Here is a 15,648-nt window from a genome sequence, read left to right as displayed (position 1 = left end):
TTAACACACATACCTCCCATCTCTCGACTTAAGCTCACCACACAACAATCGTTACCCCCCCTGCAACTACATCCTCAGTATCACATCCAAGTCCCCTCCCCTCTGCAGCTATTGCCACCGTTTTCAAGCGTCTTCGTGCCTCTTTCCCAAAGGGGGCTTGCGACACAGTTGTAGTCTTTTTACAGTCCAGGAGGTCGATCATGAGCTATGTGCCGCAGTTCAAGAACGACATATTTATTAGCTACCGGCATACTTCCAACGATGCCCACGACAGGTGGATCGATACCTTCTGCCAGGAGCTCCGGGCCAGGCTCCTCGACCTGGTCGGTGAGGTAACCATCTGGCGGGACGAAGGGAAGATCCGCGCCGGCGACCAGTGGCGTGCAGAGATAATGGCGGCACTCGACACCACCGCCATCTTCCTTGCCGTCATCTCCAGGACTTACTTCGACTCCGATGTCTGCTGCAAGGAAATGGACTGCTTCCTCGGGAAGGCGAAGAGCGCGACAGAGGCGATGCAGAAGCGGATCGTGCCGATTTTCAAGCAGCCGCTGAAGCCGGACCAGCAGTTGCCGCTGGAGATCGCCGCCTGCCACAACCACAAGTTCTTCAAGGAGGACCCCAAGCGCCCCCCCTACTTCATGGAGTACAGCCCCGGGAGCACCGAAGGCACCTCCCCCCAATTCTGGGAGACCCTGGAGCGCCTCGCCCAGGACCTGATGGACGCGCTGGAGGAGCTCAAGGGGTACGTCTGCAAGATGAGGGTGGGGACCGTCTTCCTGGCACGGGTCGCGCCGGAGCTCCATGACGAGAGGGAGAAACTGAGATCGGACCTGCAGCAGCGCGGCTTCCTGGTGGTGCCTGAGCGGGAGTACTTCTGGAACTCCGCGGACCTCAAGGAAAGGATCAGCGACCACTTGGCAGCTGCCGACCTCTGCGTCCACCTCGTCTGTGGCGCCTCCTGCGAAACGGAGGTGCCGGCACGGGCGAGGCTCCAGCTGGAGCTGGCAGTGGGCGCGATGAAGAAGAAGGGGAAGCCGATGCCCCTGGTGTGGATCCGCAGTAGCGACTCCCCGGACTGCACGGCAAAGGAGCTCATCGACTACATCGAGGAGGAGCTTTCCAACGAGGGGGTGGAGTACCTGGAGGACACACTCGAGGAGTTCAAGACACAGATCTACGCGAAGCTCCCGTCCCCTCCGGCGGCCGCAGCCGGGTCCGAGGTCGCCTTGATCGTTGAGCAGGGGGATGTCGCCACGACACGCCCGATGAAGCAGTACCTTGTCGAAAAGCTGGCGGTCGATCCGAAGGCCATCGCCTTTGCCGGGGCGGAACCCGCCGACCCCGCAGGGCTCGCCAAGACCCTCGCCCGCTGCAGCAAGTGCATCATCTACTGGGGCGGACAGACGGAGGGGTGGGTGGACGCGGTCCTTTCCCACCCCGACGTCACCCCCCTCGCGGGGAGGGGCCGGCTCTGCGTGTATGCCGCGCCACCGGACACGCCGGAAAAGGAGGCATTCCTCACCACGAAGGCTCAGACGGTCATCGCGACCGCGGGGGTCAACGAGGAAGAGCTTCGCCACTTCATCGCACCGAAGGAGGGGGTGTCATGACCGCAACGGAAGAGCTGATACTGGCAAACCCCTTCCCGGGGCTGCGCCCCTTCTGCGAGGGGGAGGCGGACCGCTTCTTTGGGCGCGCAGAGCAGATAGAGGAGCTGGCGGCCCGACTCCAGTCGGAGAGATTCGTCGCGGTGGCGGGGGCGTCAGGGTGCGGGAAGTCGTCCCTTGTGTGCGCCGGGGTGCTGAGCAGGCTCTCCGTGGCGGACGGAGACGGGGGCGGCAACACGTGGCGCTGCGCCGTGATGCGTCCGGGGAACCAACCGATCACCAACCTGGCGCAGAAGCTCTCACCGATCATCGGGCTCGGCGGCGGCTCTGAGGAGTCGCGCACCGGCCCGCTCCTCGGCAGGCTCAGGCTCGGGGGGCTTGGCCTTGTGGAGGCGGTCGGCTTTGCCCGGCTGGAGCCCGGCACGCGGGTGCTGGTGGTGGTCGACCAGTTCGAGGAGATCTTTCGCTTCAGAAACCTCATAGACCCGAACGAGGCGGCGGCCTTCATAAAGCTGCTGCTGAACGCCGCCCGCACCCCCCAGTCCCCGGTAAGCGTCATCATCACCCTGCGCTCCGAGACGCTCGGCTCCTGCGCCGACTTTCTCGACCTCCCCGAGGCGGTGAGCCGCGGCCAGTACCTGGTGCCGAAACTGACCCGGGACCAGCGCAAGGAGGCGATCACTGAGCCGGTTCTCCTGCGCGGTCACAGCATCGCGCCACGGCTCGTCCAGCGCCTGCTGAACGATGTCTCCAGCAGCTTCGACGACCTTCCCGTCATGCAGCACGTACTGTCGCGCACCTGGAACAGGTGGGCCGAGACGTGCGAAGGGGCGAGGGCGATCGACCTCGAGGATTATGAGGCGGTGGGTGCCGCGAAGGAAGCGATCTGCAACCACGCGGAGCAGGCGTATGCGTCTCTTGCCGAGCTCCAGCCGGTGGCAGAGAAGGTCTTCCGCGCACTCACCGAGCGGGTCTCGGAGGGGATCGAGGTGAGGAGGCCTCTCAATTTCGATCACCTGTGCCGGGTAACGGGGGCCTTGCCGAGCCAGGTGGCGCAGATCGTCGACCGCTTTCGCCAGCCCGACACGGCATTCCTCATGCCGCACCAGGAGGTCTCTCTGGAGAGCAACCCGGTAATTGACATCTCGCACGAGAGCCTGATCAGGCAATGGCAGCGGCTGCGGGAGTGGGCCGGGGCGGAGGCGAGATCGCGCGCGATGCTATTGAGAGTTGCAGACGCCGCCCGACTCTACGAGGCGAAGGAGGGGAGCCTATGGAGGGAGCGCAACCTGGAGCGGGCGCGAGAATGGCGGGAAAGGACCCAGCCTACCCCGGAGTGGGTGGCGCTGTACGCCTCCGGTGACAGCGCCGCCACCATGAAGTCCATGGACCGCTTCCTCGAACTCAGTTGCAAGGAGGCGGCCCGCGAGCAGAGGCTCTCGAAGGTGCAGCGGTGGGGGGTGGCTCTCTTCGCCGTCGCCCTCCTCGTCATCGTCGCCGGGGCGGCCATCCTGAGACGCGCCGCCTCCGACGACCTGGCGGGGAAGTCCCTGGAGAAGTTGAATTTTGATCCCGCCTACAGCGCCCTGCTCGCCTCCGCCGCCGTACACCGCGACAGCGACAACGAAAATGCAGAGTATGCACTGCGACAGTCGCTGGCGTTGCTGGAAATGGCCCACACGGAGAGCCCGATTCTTTCATTCAGTGGACCGGTGCGCGATTTGCGCTATTCCCCTGACGGGACTCGCCTCGTCGTGGCGGCAGGCACCACCGTCACATTGCTGGACGCGGGGTTCAAAGAGGTCGCCAAACCGGTCGATTGCAAGGGAGACGTTTTCAAGGCATGGCTGGCAGCGAAAAACTCCGTGGTCGTTGCCTATGCAACAGATCCCGGCGGAATCGCCCACGTGAAACTGTACCGGGCCGGTGGAGGCTCGCAGCAACTGTCGTGCGGGCCGGAGCAGTCGGTGTCCGCGGTATGCGTCAGCCCCGATGACCGGCACGTGGCGGTGGGGTGCGCCTTCGGGGAAATCAGCATCTGGGATGCATCAGTCCCGTCGGCCCCGCCGAAGATAGTGGCGGGTGCCGGGAGTTCAGCCGTCACGGCTCTCGCTTTCTCCAGCGATGGCAGCTACCTCGCAAGCGGACAGGAGGACGGCACCACCATTATCTGGCGAGAGGGTCACCGCGGGGCGTGGATCGGCCGGATGGACGGGAAAAAAAACCGCTCGCCCATGCGGCAGGGAGGAGCGATCAGAGACATCGCCTTCCACCCGGCCACAGCGTCACAACTGGTCACCGCCTCAGATGATACGAAGGCCATCGTCTGGAACCTCGATCTGCAGCACCGGCGACTTGCGCGAACAGAGCCTCCGCGTGTCCTGGAGCACCTTCGACCGGTTTACAGGGCGAAGTTCGCGAAGCTGGACGACCAGAGCTACCCGGTGCTGACGGTCTCCGACAAGGTGGCGAAACTATGGATAGCGCAGGTCAGTGAAAGGAAGCAAAGGCGCAGGCACGACAGCTGGGTCGTGGACGCAGAGGTATCCCCCAACGGCACCCTCCTGGTAACCGCCAGCAGCGATGGCACGGCGCGTCTCTGGTCGACGCGGACGTTGGGCTCCATAATGCTGCGCGGTCACCGGGATGGCGTGAGCCGCGCACTCTTCACACCGGCAGGAGATCGTGTGATAACGGGGAGCTACGATGGAACGGTGCGGGTATGGCGCTTCAAGGTCCCCCATCTCCTTTCCTTCTCGGAGAAGTGGGCACTCAATGCGAGGTACAATCCCTCCGGAGACTGCCTTGCCGTTGGAGATGAAGGAGGGTGCGGCATTATCGGAATCGACGAGGCTGGCGGATCTGGTCACCCCCGCACAAGCCTTGGAAGCGAAGGGGAGAACCAGTACATCTCGCTGTCCTGGAGCGGGGACGGGAAACACCTGGTAGCGACGAAGACCTCCAATGCCTTGGCCGATTCACGATTCGAGACAGTGCTATGGGATGTGGAGAAGCATGAGGAGAGGACTCCGTCATGGCTGAAGCGCTGCACCATGGCGACTTTCAATCCCGAGCGGAAGGAAATGCTGACGCTCGACGCGGACGGAAAAGTGAAGATCTGGAAAGAAGAGAGCCTCAACGAAGAGAACGCCACCTGCGAGCAGGAAGTAGGAACGGGGCACAACACTGCTGCCATGAGTCCTGACGGCAGGTGGGTCGCCTCCACCGACGGCAACACGGTCCTCCTCTGGGACCGGCGGGACCCGTATGCTCCCCCCAAAGCCCTTCGGGCGCACAATGGCGCCGTATTTTCCTTAGAGTTCAGCAAAGACAGCAAAAAACTCGTCAGCGCCAGCAGCGACCTGACTGCCACGATCTGGTCGGTCGAGGAGTCGGGGAGGGCTCCGATCATTCTGAAGGGGGGGCACATCGCCCCGCTGTCATCAGCCTCCTTTAGCCCCGCGGGCGACATGGTGGTGACCGGCAGTGCCGACAACACCATATGCGTGTGGGACGCGAGAACAGGGCACCAGCACTCTGCGTTGCGGTGGCACACGGAGGGGGTAAACGACGTGCGGTTTAGCCCCAGCGGGAGAGAGATCGTTTCCGCCAGCGACGACGGGGCGGTGAAAATCGGCGAGTGCGACGCCTGCTGGAAGCCGCTCGGCGAACTGCGGAAACTCGTGGAGAAATATGCGACGGTCAGTGAGAGCGACCGCAGGGAGATCGCCAAGGAAAAGGTCTATTTGAGGCTCCCCGGCATCTCCTGGTAGCGGAAAGGATTCCTTCGGTAAAGAGGCAGGAGCCGGTGGAACATCACTTCATGGTAGCGGGGTCGAACCAGAGCGTGGGGTCGTTCAGCGGGGTGTCCTTTGGAAGGGTCGGATTGACGAGTCTGATAACGCGCCGATGTTTCAGATCTGCCTTCAGAATGGCTTCCCTGTTGTATTTCATGAAGATGGCGTCGAAAGAGCCGTTCCTGATCATCTTCCTCAGCCCCGCTTCCACACGTTTTGCCAAAGCGGCGTTCGATCTGTTGAAGAAGAAGTAGTACGGCCAGGGATAGTAGATGAGCAAATTCTTCTCGATGGCAAGATTTGGAATGGCATCGCGGCGCGCGGCATATTCTGCGAAGATCTCGTTGATCCCGCGGGGAAAGAGGTCGATCCGCTTCGCCGCACAGAGCCTGAACAGGCTGTCGTAGCCCGCCGTCTCCACCGGGATTCCATTGGCAGCATAGATGGCGGTATCGCCCCATCCGATCCCCTGTCCGATGATTACCCCCTTCAGGTCTTTGGCGGTCTTGATCCTGTCCACATCCGCCTGCTTGTCCTTCGCGATGAACGCTATGCGATACCCGAGGATCCCTTTCCTGAGAGGGATCCGCACCGCGATGTACTCCCTTTCCTTCTGTTCGGAGGTACCACTCCAGGCCACATTGATCGTGCCGGCGGGCTTGCGTAACTCGGCGAGATACCGCGCCTCGTTCATCCCCAAAGGACTCGATTGCAGGGTGTACGGGCCGTAGTCCGGAACGGTCGTGTCCAGAGCAGTATGGAGGATCTCGATGAGGTCGTCGAAACGGGTTTCGCCACGGGACTCGGAGGCTGGATACACCACTCTTGTATGGGCTGTCGCGATGGTGGCAGTCGTAAGGAGTAACAGCAGCAAAGACATTGTGAGCGAACGCTTCATGTTCTCTCCGGTTTATCACCAGAGTGTCAGTGACTTGAAGCTTCAGTTGCCGCCACAGTTGCGGCGGTGGTCGCGGAGGTTCCATTCCCGCCTGTCACCTCACCCGCACGCCGAGCTTCTCATCCCAATGCAGAGGCTTCGGCGCTTTCGCCAGGGGGCTCTCCGGCACCTCTCCGGCTGCTACGCCATATTTCCAGTCGGGGGGGCAGATGGCAATGAACCGGGCATAGCCGCCCAACCCTCCCTTGAACTTCGGGAAACCGATGACCACGAGCGCCCCTCTCTCCGGAACCTGGTCGAGATGCGCCACCCCCTCCGCCTGGGTGTAGCCGTTTTGCAGGAGCCACGCCTCTCCCTCGAGGTTGGGGGTCGCGTCGGTGTCGAGCGGCTCGTGACCGTGAAAAAGGATGTGCCGCTCTTCGTGCAGGAACTTCAGCGCCGCCAGCGATACCCCCGGAAAGGGGCGGCGAGTGGCGAGAGCGGGATCGGGCCACGACCCGGACCACCCGGAACGGACGAAGACGACAGAGCCCTCCGGGATCCGCCCGTGCCTCGACTCCCACCCCTTTACATCGTCCACCGTCAGGGTGTAGCCGGGATCTCTCTCCACCTGATCAACAATCGATATCACCACGAGGGGACGGACTGCAAAGGTCGGCGGCAACTCATCGATTGCAGGATACTCCGGGTTCCAGTGAGCGGGAGGATCGAGCTGGGTGCCAAGCTGATCAGTTGCCAGCATGTAGCGGGTCGCCTCGAACCCGTCCTTTTCCCAACTGTACGGAGCGCCGCTCTTCGGATTGAGGGCCGGCCCGAAGGTGGAGGGGGCAAATCCTTCCCAGACCGGTATGGCCGGAGTGATGGTATGGGTAAGATCGACATATTTCGCCCCCTTCAGCTCCCTCTCGTAGAGCTGCCAGAGTCGCGGCTGAGACGGCGTGCTGCACCCCGCAAAGCAAAGCGCCGTCAGTAGCACAATCCACAGGTACTTCATACGCCCCTCCCTTGGCACCTCACAGCCGCGTCTCAAAAGTAAAAGATCGACCTCCTGACTTACCGTCGCAATTGCTGCTCGCTGCTCCATCTGAGCATCTCCTCGAGGTCCAGATCGGGAGACGGGGTGATATCTGCCTTCAGAACCTTCTGCATCTGTTCGAGGGCGTGCTCATTCTCCCCTGGCGTGTTCGATACCACGCAGTCCGACGGCACGAATATGTTCAGATCCCGCATGTACGCGTCATTTGCGCTGAAGAGGATGCAGATGTTGCCGGCAATGCCGGTCAGGATAAGGGTGCGAGCTCCGAGATAGGTCAGGAGCGTGTCGAGGGTGGTGGCATAAAAGGCGGAGTGCTTCGGTTTCAGCACGAAGTAGTCATCGTCGGCCGGCTGAAGAATGCGAGCAACCGGCTCTCCCCTGACGTGGTCATTCAGGCAATGCTCGACGACGAGCCTGAAGTCCGACTTCCACCGCCCGAAGTTGTCGTTCACGTAGATGGCAGGGATGCACGCCTCCTTCGCCCGCCGCTTCAATTCCGCGATTCTGCGCGCCATCGGAACAGCCTGCTCCACCAGCGCCTCCGCACCGTCAAACTCCATATCGTTGATGACGTCGATGAGCAGGAGTGCCACGGCACAATTCTCGGGAACATTTCCGTGCAGATCCTCGTTGTTTGTAGGCATCGTGTCCTCCGTTCTCCAGTGCAGAAGGATATGCCGGCGACCTGTGTTACTTTTTTTCCCTGCATCGCTTCATTACTTATACAAACCTATTGTGTGGAGGCAATAGACCGGGAGGTCGAGGACCGGGAAAAGGAGCTTCTTTGCGTGGTAAAGGAGGATTTTCGTTGCTGCGTAACGGGGGTAGGAGTGGGCCTGTGGAGACGGGATGAGCGGGGCAGCCTCGTAGCGTGCGCTAGCGCTTTTGTGCTTTCACCCATAAATCCCCCCCCTGCGGACAGGGGGGGAATGTCCAACTTTCAACGCTACTTCTGCTCGATGGAAGTAAGCCGCCAGGGATTGTTGCCGACAGGACGAACGAAGGTCCAGTACTCCTCGAAGCGCACCGGCTCGGTTGCGCTCCCCGATACGATGGCGCCGGTGGACTCGTCAGTCGTGTAATCGAGGAGGTTGGCCTGGAAAAGGGTGGTGAGGTAATCCTGCCCCATCTCCTGCCACGCCTCCACTATTTCCACCTTCCTCACCGCTATCTGCTCCAGCCTGTTCACCCGCCGCTCCTGCAGCAGACGCTTCACATCCGTCTCGAGGACATCCCTCATCTCATCGGTCAGCAGCCCCGACACGGTGGAGAGGTCGCGCCTCATCCAGGCACCCTGAATCTTGAAGAAGATATCCATTGCTGCATCGTTGAAGCGGCTTTCGTCGAAGCCGGGATCCATGCGGCGGATCTGGTCGATCCCGCTGTCGGCGTTGTCCGTAGTCTCTGCGGCACCGGCGCCGTAGGAGGGGTGCGATGTAGCCGGGTACCCGTAATTGATCACCTCCGGCGAGCGACGCTGCGTTCCGCCATAAGCAGTGGCGGTAGCGGGGGTCATCTTTTTCCGCACCATGCGAAAGATGAGGTAACCGATCCCGGCCAAAAGGATGATCTCGATCACCCCTATTCCGCCCCCCCCGAAGCCCCCTGCCCCTCCGGCAAAGCCGAGGCTGCTGAAGAGCATCCCGCCGAGGAGGCCGCCCATGATCCCCCCAGCCATACTTCTCAGGAAGCCGCCGGATTGTGGCTGCTGGAACGGTCTTGTGGCGGGCGCCGCGTACGGACGTGACTGACCGGGGTAGCTGTAGGACGAGCGGGGCTGTGAGTAGCTGCGCGACCCGCGGCTTCCCATGGAGCGCCCGCCGCCGGCTCTCGCTTCAGCATGCTGCTCGAAAACCGTCACCCCCGCAAAAAGCATGGCAGCCAGGAATACACCACCTCGTAACACGCGTTTCATTCTTCTCTCCTTCCTTTCAACTGTTGTGTTCATACCGTCCCCTTTCACTCTTTTGCCGATCATGGCTTCAGGCAGAGCGTCTGCCGCGTGCTGACCCAGAAGGAGATCGCCTCCCTGACCACATCCGACACATTCCTGGAGGTCGCCCTGGAGACTCTGTCGAGGAACTCCTTTTCCTGATCGGTGATGCGCAGGGACACGATGCTGTTCAGGTGATCCTCGGCCGCCTTCTTTTTCCTGCGGGTGGCAGTGGTACGTGAGATTTTCTGATGGTACTGCATGCTACTTCTCCTTTCGATGAATCGGATGGTGTCGAACTCCGCCGGATCTCTCGCGCGTCGAGCACAGCAGCGGACGCGGGAACGAGAACCTGTGGAGGAGTGACGGGGGCGGTGTCCGGAGCTGAATCCGGATTGTGCGGTGGGAAGAAAGGAGGGTGGGTGTTGCGTGGCATCCCTCCGGCTCCCACAGTGGGCGTTTTGCCGGAGGGGTAATAAAAAAGACCTTTACCCGCGGCTGGCGCCTGGATAAAGGTCTTGTTGACAGTGGAATCTGCCCCGGTTCCGGGTCTTGCGACCGTAGTGACGGAATCCGGGTCGGCCATTTCTCCGACCGATAACTACTCCCCTTTAGATGGAATCGATACTATATCGATTCAATACCGTTTGCAACTAATTTTTGTGTACGCCATTTCATCCTTTCTGTTGCCGCAGAGGCGCACGTGCGAATTTGGGATAGGCGCGCGGCTAAGGAGCGGAAGGAAGCGTGCCCTGTCCCGGGTTGGCCCGGAGATGGGGCACGCTTGTCGGCATCAGATCAGGGAGTCAGGAGCAGGATATCTCCCAGGGAGGTATCGGTGCCTGTTGTTACCGTTTGAAGTGGCGAAGAATAGGGGGCGAAGCCTGCAGCCGTCACGTGTACGCGGTATGAGCCTCCCGGGACGAAGGCTGTGAACGGTCCCTCCCACCGGTTGCTTGAGAAGTTGCTGAAGATGGTTCCGGCAGCTATAGGGTTCACTCCCCCCTGCGGCACCACCGACACCGTCGCACTCGACCAGTCTTTGGAGGTGGAAACGACCGTGCCCGAAAGGGCACCGAAGCTGGTCATGCTGGCGCTCGTCTGGATGATGCGAATCCCTGTCGGCTTCAGGTTGTAGGCGCCATTGCCACGCGCGACTATGGCCGTGTTCGGGTCAAAATCGAGGACGATTGCATTTATTACCCCCGCCTTCACCTCGAAATTCCCCAGCACCTTGAGCCCGGACTGCTGTGCACTGGGCGTCGTGAGCGGCACCTTCACTGTCGGGGCCGTCTTTAGTGTGAGGTAATTGACAGGATCGGCCTGGCCGGAGGGGTTCGGGGCCAGGATGAGGCGCACCTGGTTGTAGGTACCGGCGGGAAGCGGAATGGACCCGAGCAGTTCCTGCTGGAAGCGCAGGGTCAGGACATCCACGACATGCGGGGTATCATAGGTCACCACCACCGGCAGGCGGGAATCGTTGTCCGGCGCGTTTTCCAGTCCGGGGGGCACCACGCGGACTTCCTTGATGGCGATGAAGACATTGGCAAACGTGTCGCTCTGTTTGTCGGTGAGACTCACCTTGAGCGTCCCTACGGCGGCAGTACTGCCACTGCCACCGCCGCCGCATCCCGGCAACTGGGCGAGTACCAGAGCAGCCACCAGGAAAAGCCCCACAACGCCCCACATCCTTCTTACTTTCCTCGACATAAACGATCCTCCTTGTGGTTTTCCCCAATCAGGCCGAACTTTTCCGGCACCAGACGCAGAAAAGCCGGGGCCTGAATATCGGATGATATTTCGGCAACCCGGCTGTCTCAAGGAGACCCTATAGGCTTTCCGCCCCATCCTCGCGGATGGTTAAGTATTATCGTTTACCACCAAGGGGTGATGTAATGTGGCCGTATTATGCACAGCAATTGATGCTTGTCAACACCTCTTCGGACGCGTCGCACCCGTTTCTCGTATAGGTGCGTAACGATCGGGCTCATCGAAGAAGGTAATGTCTGCATGCCCCGCATAGATTTTTCCCGAATGCAGGGCGCCCGCAGGAAGCCACTGCGTGGGGTCAGGCTTTGCATTTTGATATTTGATGCGGTGAGTGATGCACGGGGTCATGATGCACGGCGTCTCCTCACACTGCGCTGCAGCGCAAAGACTTCGCGTGCAGGCGGTGTATGCCGCCCCTGCTCCTGAAAAAGGAGGAGATCCTGTTCCAATCGCAAACTGAATAGCCTGACCGCAAGCGTTGGCGCAAATCCCCAAATGCAAAGCCTGACCCCGGAAGTTGGGTTCACCGCTTCTTATTCGGATTATGGCGCCGGCATTACTACTCCTGTACAGGTGCGTAACGATCGGGTTCGTCGAAGAAGGTAATGTCTGCATACCCCGCGTAGATCTTTCCCGAGTGCAACTCCCCTGCAGGAATGAAGTACCTGTCACCCTTGGTATAGACCGCTCTGCTCCCTGCGACGGTCAGCTCAATCTTCCCCTCGAGCACGAATCCTACTTGGGCGGCGTGGGCATGTTCCGGCAGTTCTACGTCCTCGGCAAATTCCTTGAAGATGATCTGGTGCGATCGGGATTGCGAAAGGTACGCGGTTACGCCCTGGAGAGGGATGCTCGCGTGCGGAAGTTCTTTGATGGGCTGAGGGAAGAGCTCGGGCATTGTAACCTCCTGGATGAGCGTGGACGGCGTCGGCGACACACGTTGGCGTTCAGGGTCTAGCGGAGCACGTGGGGGTGTGTTTCGAATTTCTCCAGTTTCTCATCACGGAAGACGAAGCGAAGCTGAAGGGCCATCGGGTGAAGCGACGTTCCAGCCTTTGAGTTCGGATCATCCGCGATGCAGTCCGCCACCGGAGGCGTATCGGAGGAGTGGAAGCACTCGAGGGATATGCCTTGGCGCGCTAGCAACGCATCCACTATGCCTTTGGGAGTTCCCTTTGGCGCCTCACGGCCCACCGTCTCTTCCCAGAACCTCGCACGCTCCTCCAGGTTTCCACGACTAAACAATCCATCGAACAGCCCGGTGGAGTTCCAGAGCAGCAGTCCGAAAATTACTAGGATCAAGTATGCAACTGATCTTCCCATCACTTCCTCAAACAGCAAACTGTGCGTAACGTGGTGGGCGGTGAGCAGGTTCACTGCTCCACCGGCTTCGTGGGGCACTGCGGGAGGGGGGACGTGCACACGAGGTGCATACAAAAGAAAACCCCGGCAGCTTCGGGCCACCGGGGTTTGGATCTTTTGGAGCGGGAAACGGGATTCGAACCCGCGACCTTCAGCTTGGGAAGCTGACACTCTACCACTGAGTTATTCCCGCTCAACAGGATGCTCTTTATACCGCACCCTGCCTCTTGCTGTCAATCCCTTTTTTACTCTTCACCCATTAGTGCACGGTGGTGCCGGCTCCGACTTTCGCGAGCATCTTCTCCGCGACGGCACGACTGTCCACCTGGTACGTCCCGGCCTGCACCTGCGCCTTGATCTCCTGCACGCGCTGCGCACGCATCGCCTGCTGGTTCACCATCTCGGCGCTCATGCTGGGCACCATGCCGGACAACTCTACCTTGTCACCGGCAGGCTGCGGCTTCACCACCAAATCTGACTGCGCCTGTGCACCGGTGGCATCAGGCCTCTCGGCCCTGTTGTTCATCTGATGCATGACTGCCATTTTCTGGTTGGAATCTTCGATCTTCATTTCTAAAGCCCCCGTAGTTTTACCACTTGCTCTGCTTATCGGTATCACATAGCGATACTTTAGCAGGAAATCACAGATGGTTCTTTTTTTCCTTCGGTGTCGAGGGCACTTTTTCGGATCGAGTGCGGCTGCTTTGCGTTATTTCACCACTTTAAGAGCAGGGAGATTAAGGATGGCGGGAAAATCCCTGACAACGTATTCGGCGCTTTCCAGTTCTGACAGATCGCCGTACCCGTAGCTGCAGCCGATGGTGATGATTCCGGCGCCGTTTCCGGCCGCGATGTCGTTGATGCTGTCCCCGACGATCGCGCTTTGCCGAGCGGAGACGTCGAAGTGGCGCAGCAGCGTGAGGACCGGCTCCGGCGAAGGCTTCCGCGCTGCGAGGGAGTCGGCTCCCAGCACCGCGGAGAAGTACTGGTCGACTCCAAACTGCTTCAGGACCTGGTGGCAGAGGGCGACGTTCTTGTTGGAAACAACGGCCTGCTGCACCCCCATCTGGTCGAGCTGTTCAAGGGTCTCGCTCACCCCGGGGTACAGCCTCGTCTTGTCGGCGATGTGCTCGGCGTTGTACTTGATGTAGATAGAGAGTCCCTCCTCGATCGCCTCGTTCGGGAAGCCCGGGAGGGCCCGCTGCACCAGCGACCGGGCGCCCTGCCCCACCAGCTTGCGTACCGCCTCGGCGTCGAGCTCCGGGAGGGAAAAATGCGCCCGCACCGTGTTCGTCGCGTCAATGAGGTCGGGAAGGGAATGGATGAGGGTGCCGTCCAGGTCGAAGATTATCAGTTTGATGCCGATCATGCTCCGCTCACCTCTATTGTCTTTTTAGCCTAATGGGGCTGAACCCCATCCCCACCCTGTCCCTCCCCTTGAAAGGGAGGGGACGCCTGGGCGCCGCTTGGAGTTGAAGCGGCAGACCAAGTGGACCAGGGGTCCACCAATAGGAAACGCCGGGTCGCCCCGGCGTCCTTGTGCCTATTTTACTGCAAAAAACCGTCCGAAAAGGCGGGAACCCGTTTTATTCCCACTCGATCGTTGCGGGGGGCTTCTGGCTGATGTCGTACACCACCCTGTTCACCCCTTTTACTTCGTTGATAATGCGGGAGGAAATCGAGCCCAGGAGCTCGTACGGCAGCTTTACCCAGTCGGCGGTCATGCCGTCGAGGGAGTTCACCGCACGCAGCGCGACGGTCCACTCGTAGGTCCTGGCATCCCCCATGACCCCCACCGTCTTCACCGGGAGGAGTACGGCAAATGACTGCCAGATCTCGCGATATAACCCCGCCTTCCTGATCTCTTCGATGACGATGGCGTCGGCCTCGCGCAGGATGTCGAGCTTCTCCGCGGAGAGCTCGCCGATGCACCTGATGGCGAGACCCGGCCCCGGGAAGGGCTGACGGTAGACCATCTCATCCGGCATACCGAGCTCTTTGCCGAGGAGGCGCACCTCGTCCTTGAAGAGCTCACGCACCGGCTCGAGGAGCTTCAGGTTCATCTTCTCCGGCAGCCCGCCCACGTTGTGGTGGCTCTTGATGACCGCGGAGGGGCCTTTCGTGGAGACGGACTCGATGACGTCCGGGTAGAGGGTCCCCTGCGCCAGGTAGTCGACCTGCCCGAGCTTTTTCGCCTCTTCCTCGAAAAGGTAGATGAACTCGTTGCCGATGATCTTCCGCTTCTGCTCCGGATCGGAGATCCCCTCGAGCTTGTCGAGGAAGCGCTCGGTGGCCTGCACGTAGTCGAGGTTGATCTGGAAGTGCTTGGTGAAGAGGTTCACCACCTTCTCCGCCTCCCCTTTTCTGAGGAGACCGTTGTTCACGAAGACGCAGTGCAGCTGGTCGCCGATGGCGCGGTGGATGAGGACCGCCACTACCGCGGAGTCGACCCCGCCGGAGAGGGCGCACAGCACCTTCCCGTCGCCTACCTTTGCACGGATCGCTTCCACCTCGGTCTGGATGAAGTTCGCCATCGTCCAGGTCGGCTTGCAGCCGCAGATGTTGAAGAGGAAGTTCCCGAGCATCTCGCCACCCTGCGGGGTGTGCACGACTTCGGGGTGGAACTGGACGCCGTAGAAGCGCCTCTTCTCGTCCTTCATGGCGGCAACAGGGCACCCTTCGGTGGTGGCCATGATCTGGAAGCCGGCGGGCATCGCCTGGATGCGGTCGCCGTGGGACATCCACACCTCTACGCTCCCGGAGAAGCCGGAGAAGATCTCGCTGGCACCTTCCAGAGCAAGGTGCGCGCGCCCGAATTCCCGCTTGTCGCAACGCTCTACCTTCCCGCCGAGCTGCTGGGTCATGAGCTGCATCCCGTAGCAGATGCCGAGGACCGGAACGCCGAGGTCGTAGATCCCCAGGTCGGACAGGGGGGCACCCTTGTCGTAGACGCTGGAGGGGCCGCCGGAGAGGATGATCCCTTTCGGGGCGAAGGCCTTGATCTTCTCAAGCGCCATGTTGTACGGGTGGATTTCGCAGTAGACGCTCTGCTCACGCACCCTTCTCGCGATCAGCTGGGTCACCTGGGAGCCGAAGTCAAGTATCAGCACCTTCTCGGAATGAATATCTACGGTCATGTACGCCCTATCCTTTTCTGAAAACGATTGAAAGAGACTGCAGCAGGTCCTGATTCTTGCGGAACCGGTGCCCCCCCTCCCCGTGCGGGAGGAGGAGCACCCCTT

The 15,648-nt window shown here is 60.8% G+C and carries 13 protein-coding genes, 1 tRNA gene and 1 riboswitch; of the genes, 2 read left to right on the top strand and 12 right to left on the bottom strand.

From position 1 onward, the window contains the following. Positions 1–200: 200 nt before the first annotated feature. Complete coding sequence (locus LPW11_RS13970; RefSeq protein WP_230994486.1) at positions 201–1,613, top strand: toll/interleukin-1 receptor domain-containing protein; 1,413 nt, start codon at positions 201–203, stop codon at positions 1,611–1,613. Further along, positions 1,610–5,383 carry an NACHT and WD repeat domain-containing protein gene (locus tag LPW11_RS13965; protein ID WP_230994485.1) on the top strand — a complete coding sequence of 1,258 codons (3,774 nt, stop codon included), beginning with the start codon at positions 1,610–1,612 and terminating at the stop codon, positions 5,381–5,383. The genes LPW11_RS13970 and LPW11_RS13965 overlap by 4 nt, the downstream gene beginning before the upstream one ends. 43 nt (positions 5,384–5,426) lie before the next feature. Here the strand turns inward: LPW11_RS13965 and LPW11_RS13960 are convergent, their stop codons facing one another. The 12 genes from LPW11_RS13960 to guaA form a co-directional block, all read right to left on the bottom strand. Further along, positions 5,427–6,305 carry a substrate-binding periplasmic protein gene (locus tag LPW11_RS13960; RefSeq protein WP_230994484.1) on the bottom strand — a complete coding sequence of 293 codons (879 nt, stop codon included), beginning with the start codon at positions 6,303–6,305 and terminating at the stop codon, positions 5,427–5,429. A 94-nt stretch (positions 6,306–6,399) separates the two neighbouring features. Beyond that, positions 6,400–7,299, bottom strand: coding sequence for a cyclase family protein (locus tag LPW11_RS13955; protein WP_230994483.1), 900 nt, complete (start codon positions 7,297–7,299; stop codon positions 6,400–6,402). Between the two features lie 59 nt (positions 7,300–7,358). Next, positions 7,359–7,985, bottom strand: coding sequence for a cysteine hydrolase family protein (locus LPW11_RS13950; protein ID WP_230994482.1), 627 nt, complete (start codon positions 7,983–7,985; stop codon positions 7,359–7,361). Positions 7,986–8,287: 302 nt separating this feature from the next. Beyond that, positions 8,288–9,256, bottom strand: a complete 969-nt coding sequence (locus tag LPW11_RS13945) for a Tim44 domain-containing protein (protein WP_230994481.1) — start codon at positions 9,254–9,256, stop codon at positions 8,288–8,290. 59 nt (positions 9,257–9,315) lie between these two features. After that, positions 9,316–9,537 (bottom strand): ribbon-helix-helix protein, CopG family, encoded by a 222-nt coding sequence (locus tag LPW11_RS13940; protein WP_230994480.1) that lies wholly within the window; start codon positions 9,535–9,537, stop codon positions 9,316–9,318. Positions 9,538–10,072: 535 nt separating this feature from the next. Then, complete coding sequence (locus LPW11_RS13935; protein WP_230994479.1) at positions 10,073–10,984, bottom strand: DUF4382 domain-containing protein; 912 nt, start codon at positions 10,982–10,984, stop codon at positions 10,073–10,075. An 89-nt stretch (positions 10,985–11,073) separates the two neighbouring features. Next, positions 11,074–11,150: riboswitch (cyclic di-GMP riboswitch) on the bottom strand. A 453-nt stretch (positions 11,151–11,603) separates the two neighbouring features. Further along, positions 11,604–11,942 (bottom strand): cupin domain-containing protein, encoded by a 339-nt coding sequence (locus LPW11_RS13930; protein WP_230994478.1) that lies wholly within the window; start codon positions 11,940–11,942, stop codon positions 11,604–11,606. Between the two features lie 56 nt (positions 11,943–11,998). Then, positions 11,999–12,421 carry a hypothetical protein gene (locus LPW11_RS13925; protein WP_230994477.1) on the bottom strand — a complete coding sequence of 141 codons (423 nt, stop codon included), beginning with the start codon at positions 12,419–12,421 and terminating at the stop codon, positions 11,999–12,001. Positions 12,422–12,524: 103 nt separating this feature from the next. Beyond that, positions 12,525–12,599, bottom strand: a tRNA-Gly gene (locus LPW11_RS13920). A gap of 66 nt (positions 12,600–12,665) precedes the next feature. After that, positions 12,666–12,977 carry a flagellar biosynthesis anti-sigma factor FlgM gene (gene flgM, locus LPW11_RS13915; RefSeq protein ID WP_230994476.1) on the bottom strand — a complete coding sequence of 104 codons (312 nt, stop codon included), beginning with the start codon at positions 12,975–12,977 and terminating at the stop codon, positions 12,666–12,668. 138 nt (positions 12,978–13,115) lie between these two features. Next, positions 13,116–13,775 carry an HAD family hydrolase gene (locus LPW11_RS13910; RefSeq protein ID WP_230994475.1) on the bottom strand — a complete coding sequence of 220 codons (660 nt, stop codon included), beginning with the start codon at positions 13,773–13,775 and terminating at the stop codon, positions 13,116–13,118. Positions 13,776–13,992: 217 nt separating this feature from the next. Next, complete coding sequence (gene guaA / locus LPW11_RS13905) at positions 13,993–15,543, bottom strand: glutamine-hydrolyzing GMP synthase (RefSeq protein ID WP_230994474.1); 1,551 nt, start codon at positions 15,541–15,543, stop codon at positions 13,993–13,995. Positions 15,544–15,648: the final 105 nt, after the last annotated feature.

The organism is Geomonas sp. RF6 (assembly GCF_021044625.1).
In the GTDB taxonomy this organism is placed as follows: Bacteria; Desulfobacterota; Desulfuromonadia; order Geobacterales; family Geobacteraceae; genus RF6.
Note: the sequence above shows the minus strand (reverse complement) of the source record. Positions and strands in the feature narration are given on the sequence as shown.

Excerpts from the sequence above, each read along its gene's own strand:
- LPW11_RS13970 (WP_230994486.1), top strand. The coding sequence starts at position 201 with ATGAGCTATGTGCCGCAGTTCAAGAACGACATATTTATTAGCTACCGG.
- LPW11_RS13965 (WP_230994485.1), top strand. The coding sequence starts at position 1,610 with ATGACCGCAACGGAAGAGCTGATACTGGCAAACCCCTTCCCGGGGCTG.
- LPW11_RS13960 (WP_230994484.1), bottom strand. The coding sequence starts at position 6,305 with ATGAAGCGTTCGCTCACAATGTCTTTGCTGCTGTTACTCCTTACGACT.
- LPW11_RS13955 (WP_230994483.1), bottom strand. The coding sequence starts at position 7,299 with ATGAAGTACCTGTGGATTGTGCTACTGACGGCGCTTTGCTTTGCGGGG.
- LPW11_RS13950 (WP_230994482.1), bottom strand. The coding sequence starts at position 7,985 with ATGCCTACAAACAACGAGGATCTGCACGGAAATGTTCCCGAGAATTGT.
- LPW11_RS13945 (WP_230994481.1), bottom strand. The coding sequence starts at position 9,256 with ATGAAACGCGTGTTACGAGGTGGTGTATTCCTGGCTGCCATGCTTTTT.
- LPW11_RS13940 (WP_230994480.1), bottom strand. The coding sequence starts at position 9,537 with ATGCAGTACCATCAGAAAATCTCACGTACCACTGCCACCCGCAGGAAA.
- LPW11_RS13935 (WP_230994479.1), bottom strand. The coding sequence starts at position 10,984 with ATGTCGAGGAAAGTAAGAAGGATGTGGGGCGTTGTGGGGCTTTTCCTG.
- LPW11_RS13930 (WP_230994478.1), bottom strand. The coding sequence starts at position 11,942 with ATGCCCGAGCTCTTCCCTCAGCCCATCAAAGAACTTCCGCACGCGAGC.
- flgM (WP_230994476.1), bottom strand. The coding sequence starts at position 12,977 with ATGAAGATCGAAGATTCCAACCAGAAAATGGCAGTCATGCATCAGATG.
- LPW11_RS13910 (WP_230994475.1), bottom strand. The coding sequence starts at position 13,775 with ATGATCGGCATCAAACTGATAATCTTCGACCTGGACGGCACCCTCATC.
- guaA (WP_230994474.1), bottom strand. The coding sequence starts at position 15,543 with ATGACCGTAGATATTCATTCCGAGAAGGTGCTGATACTTGACTTCGGC.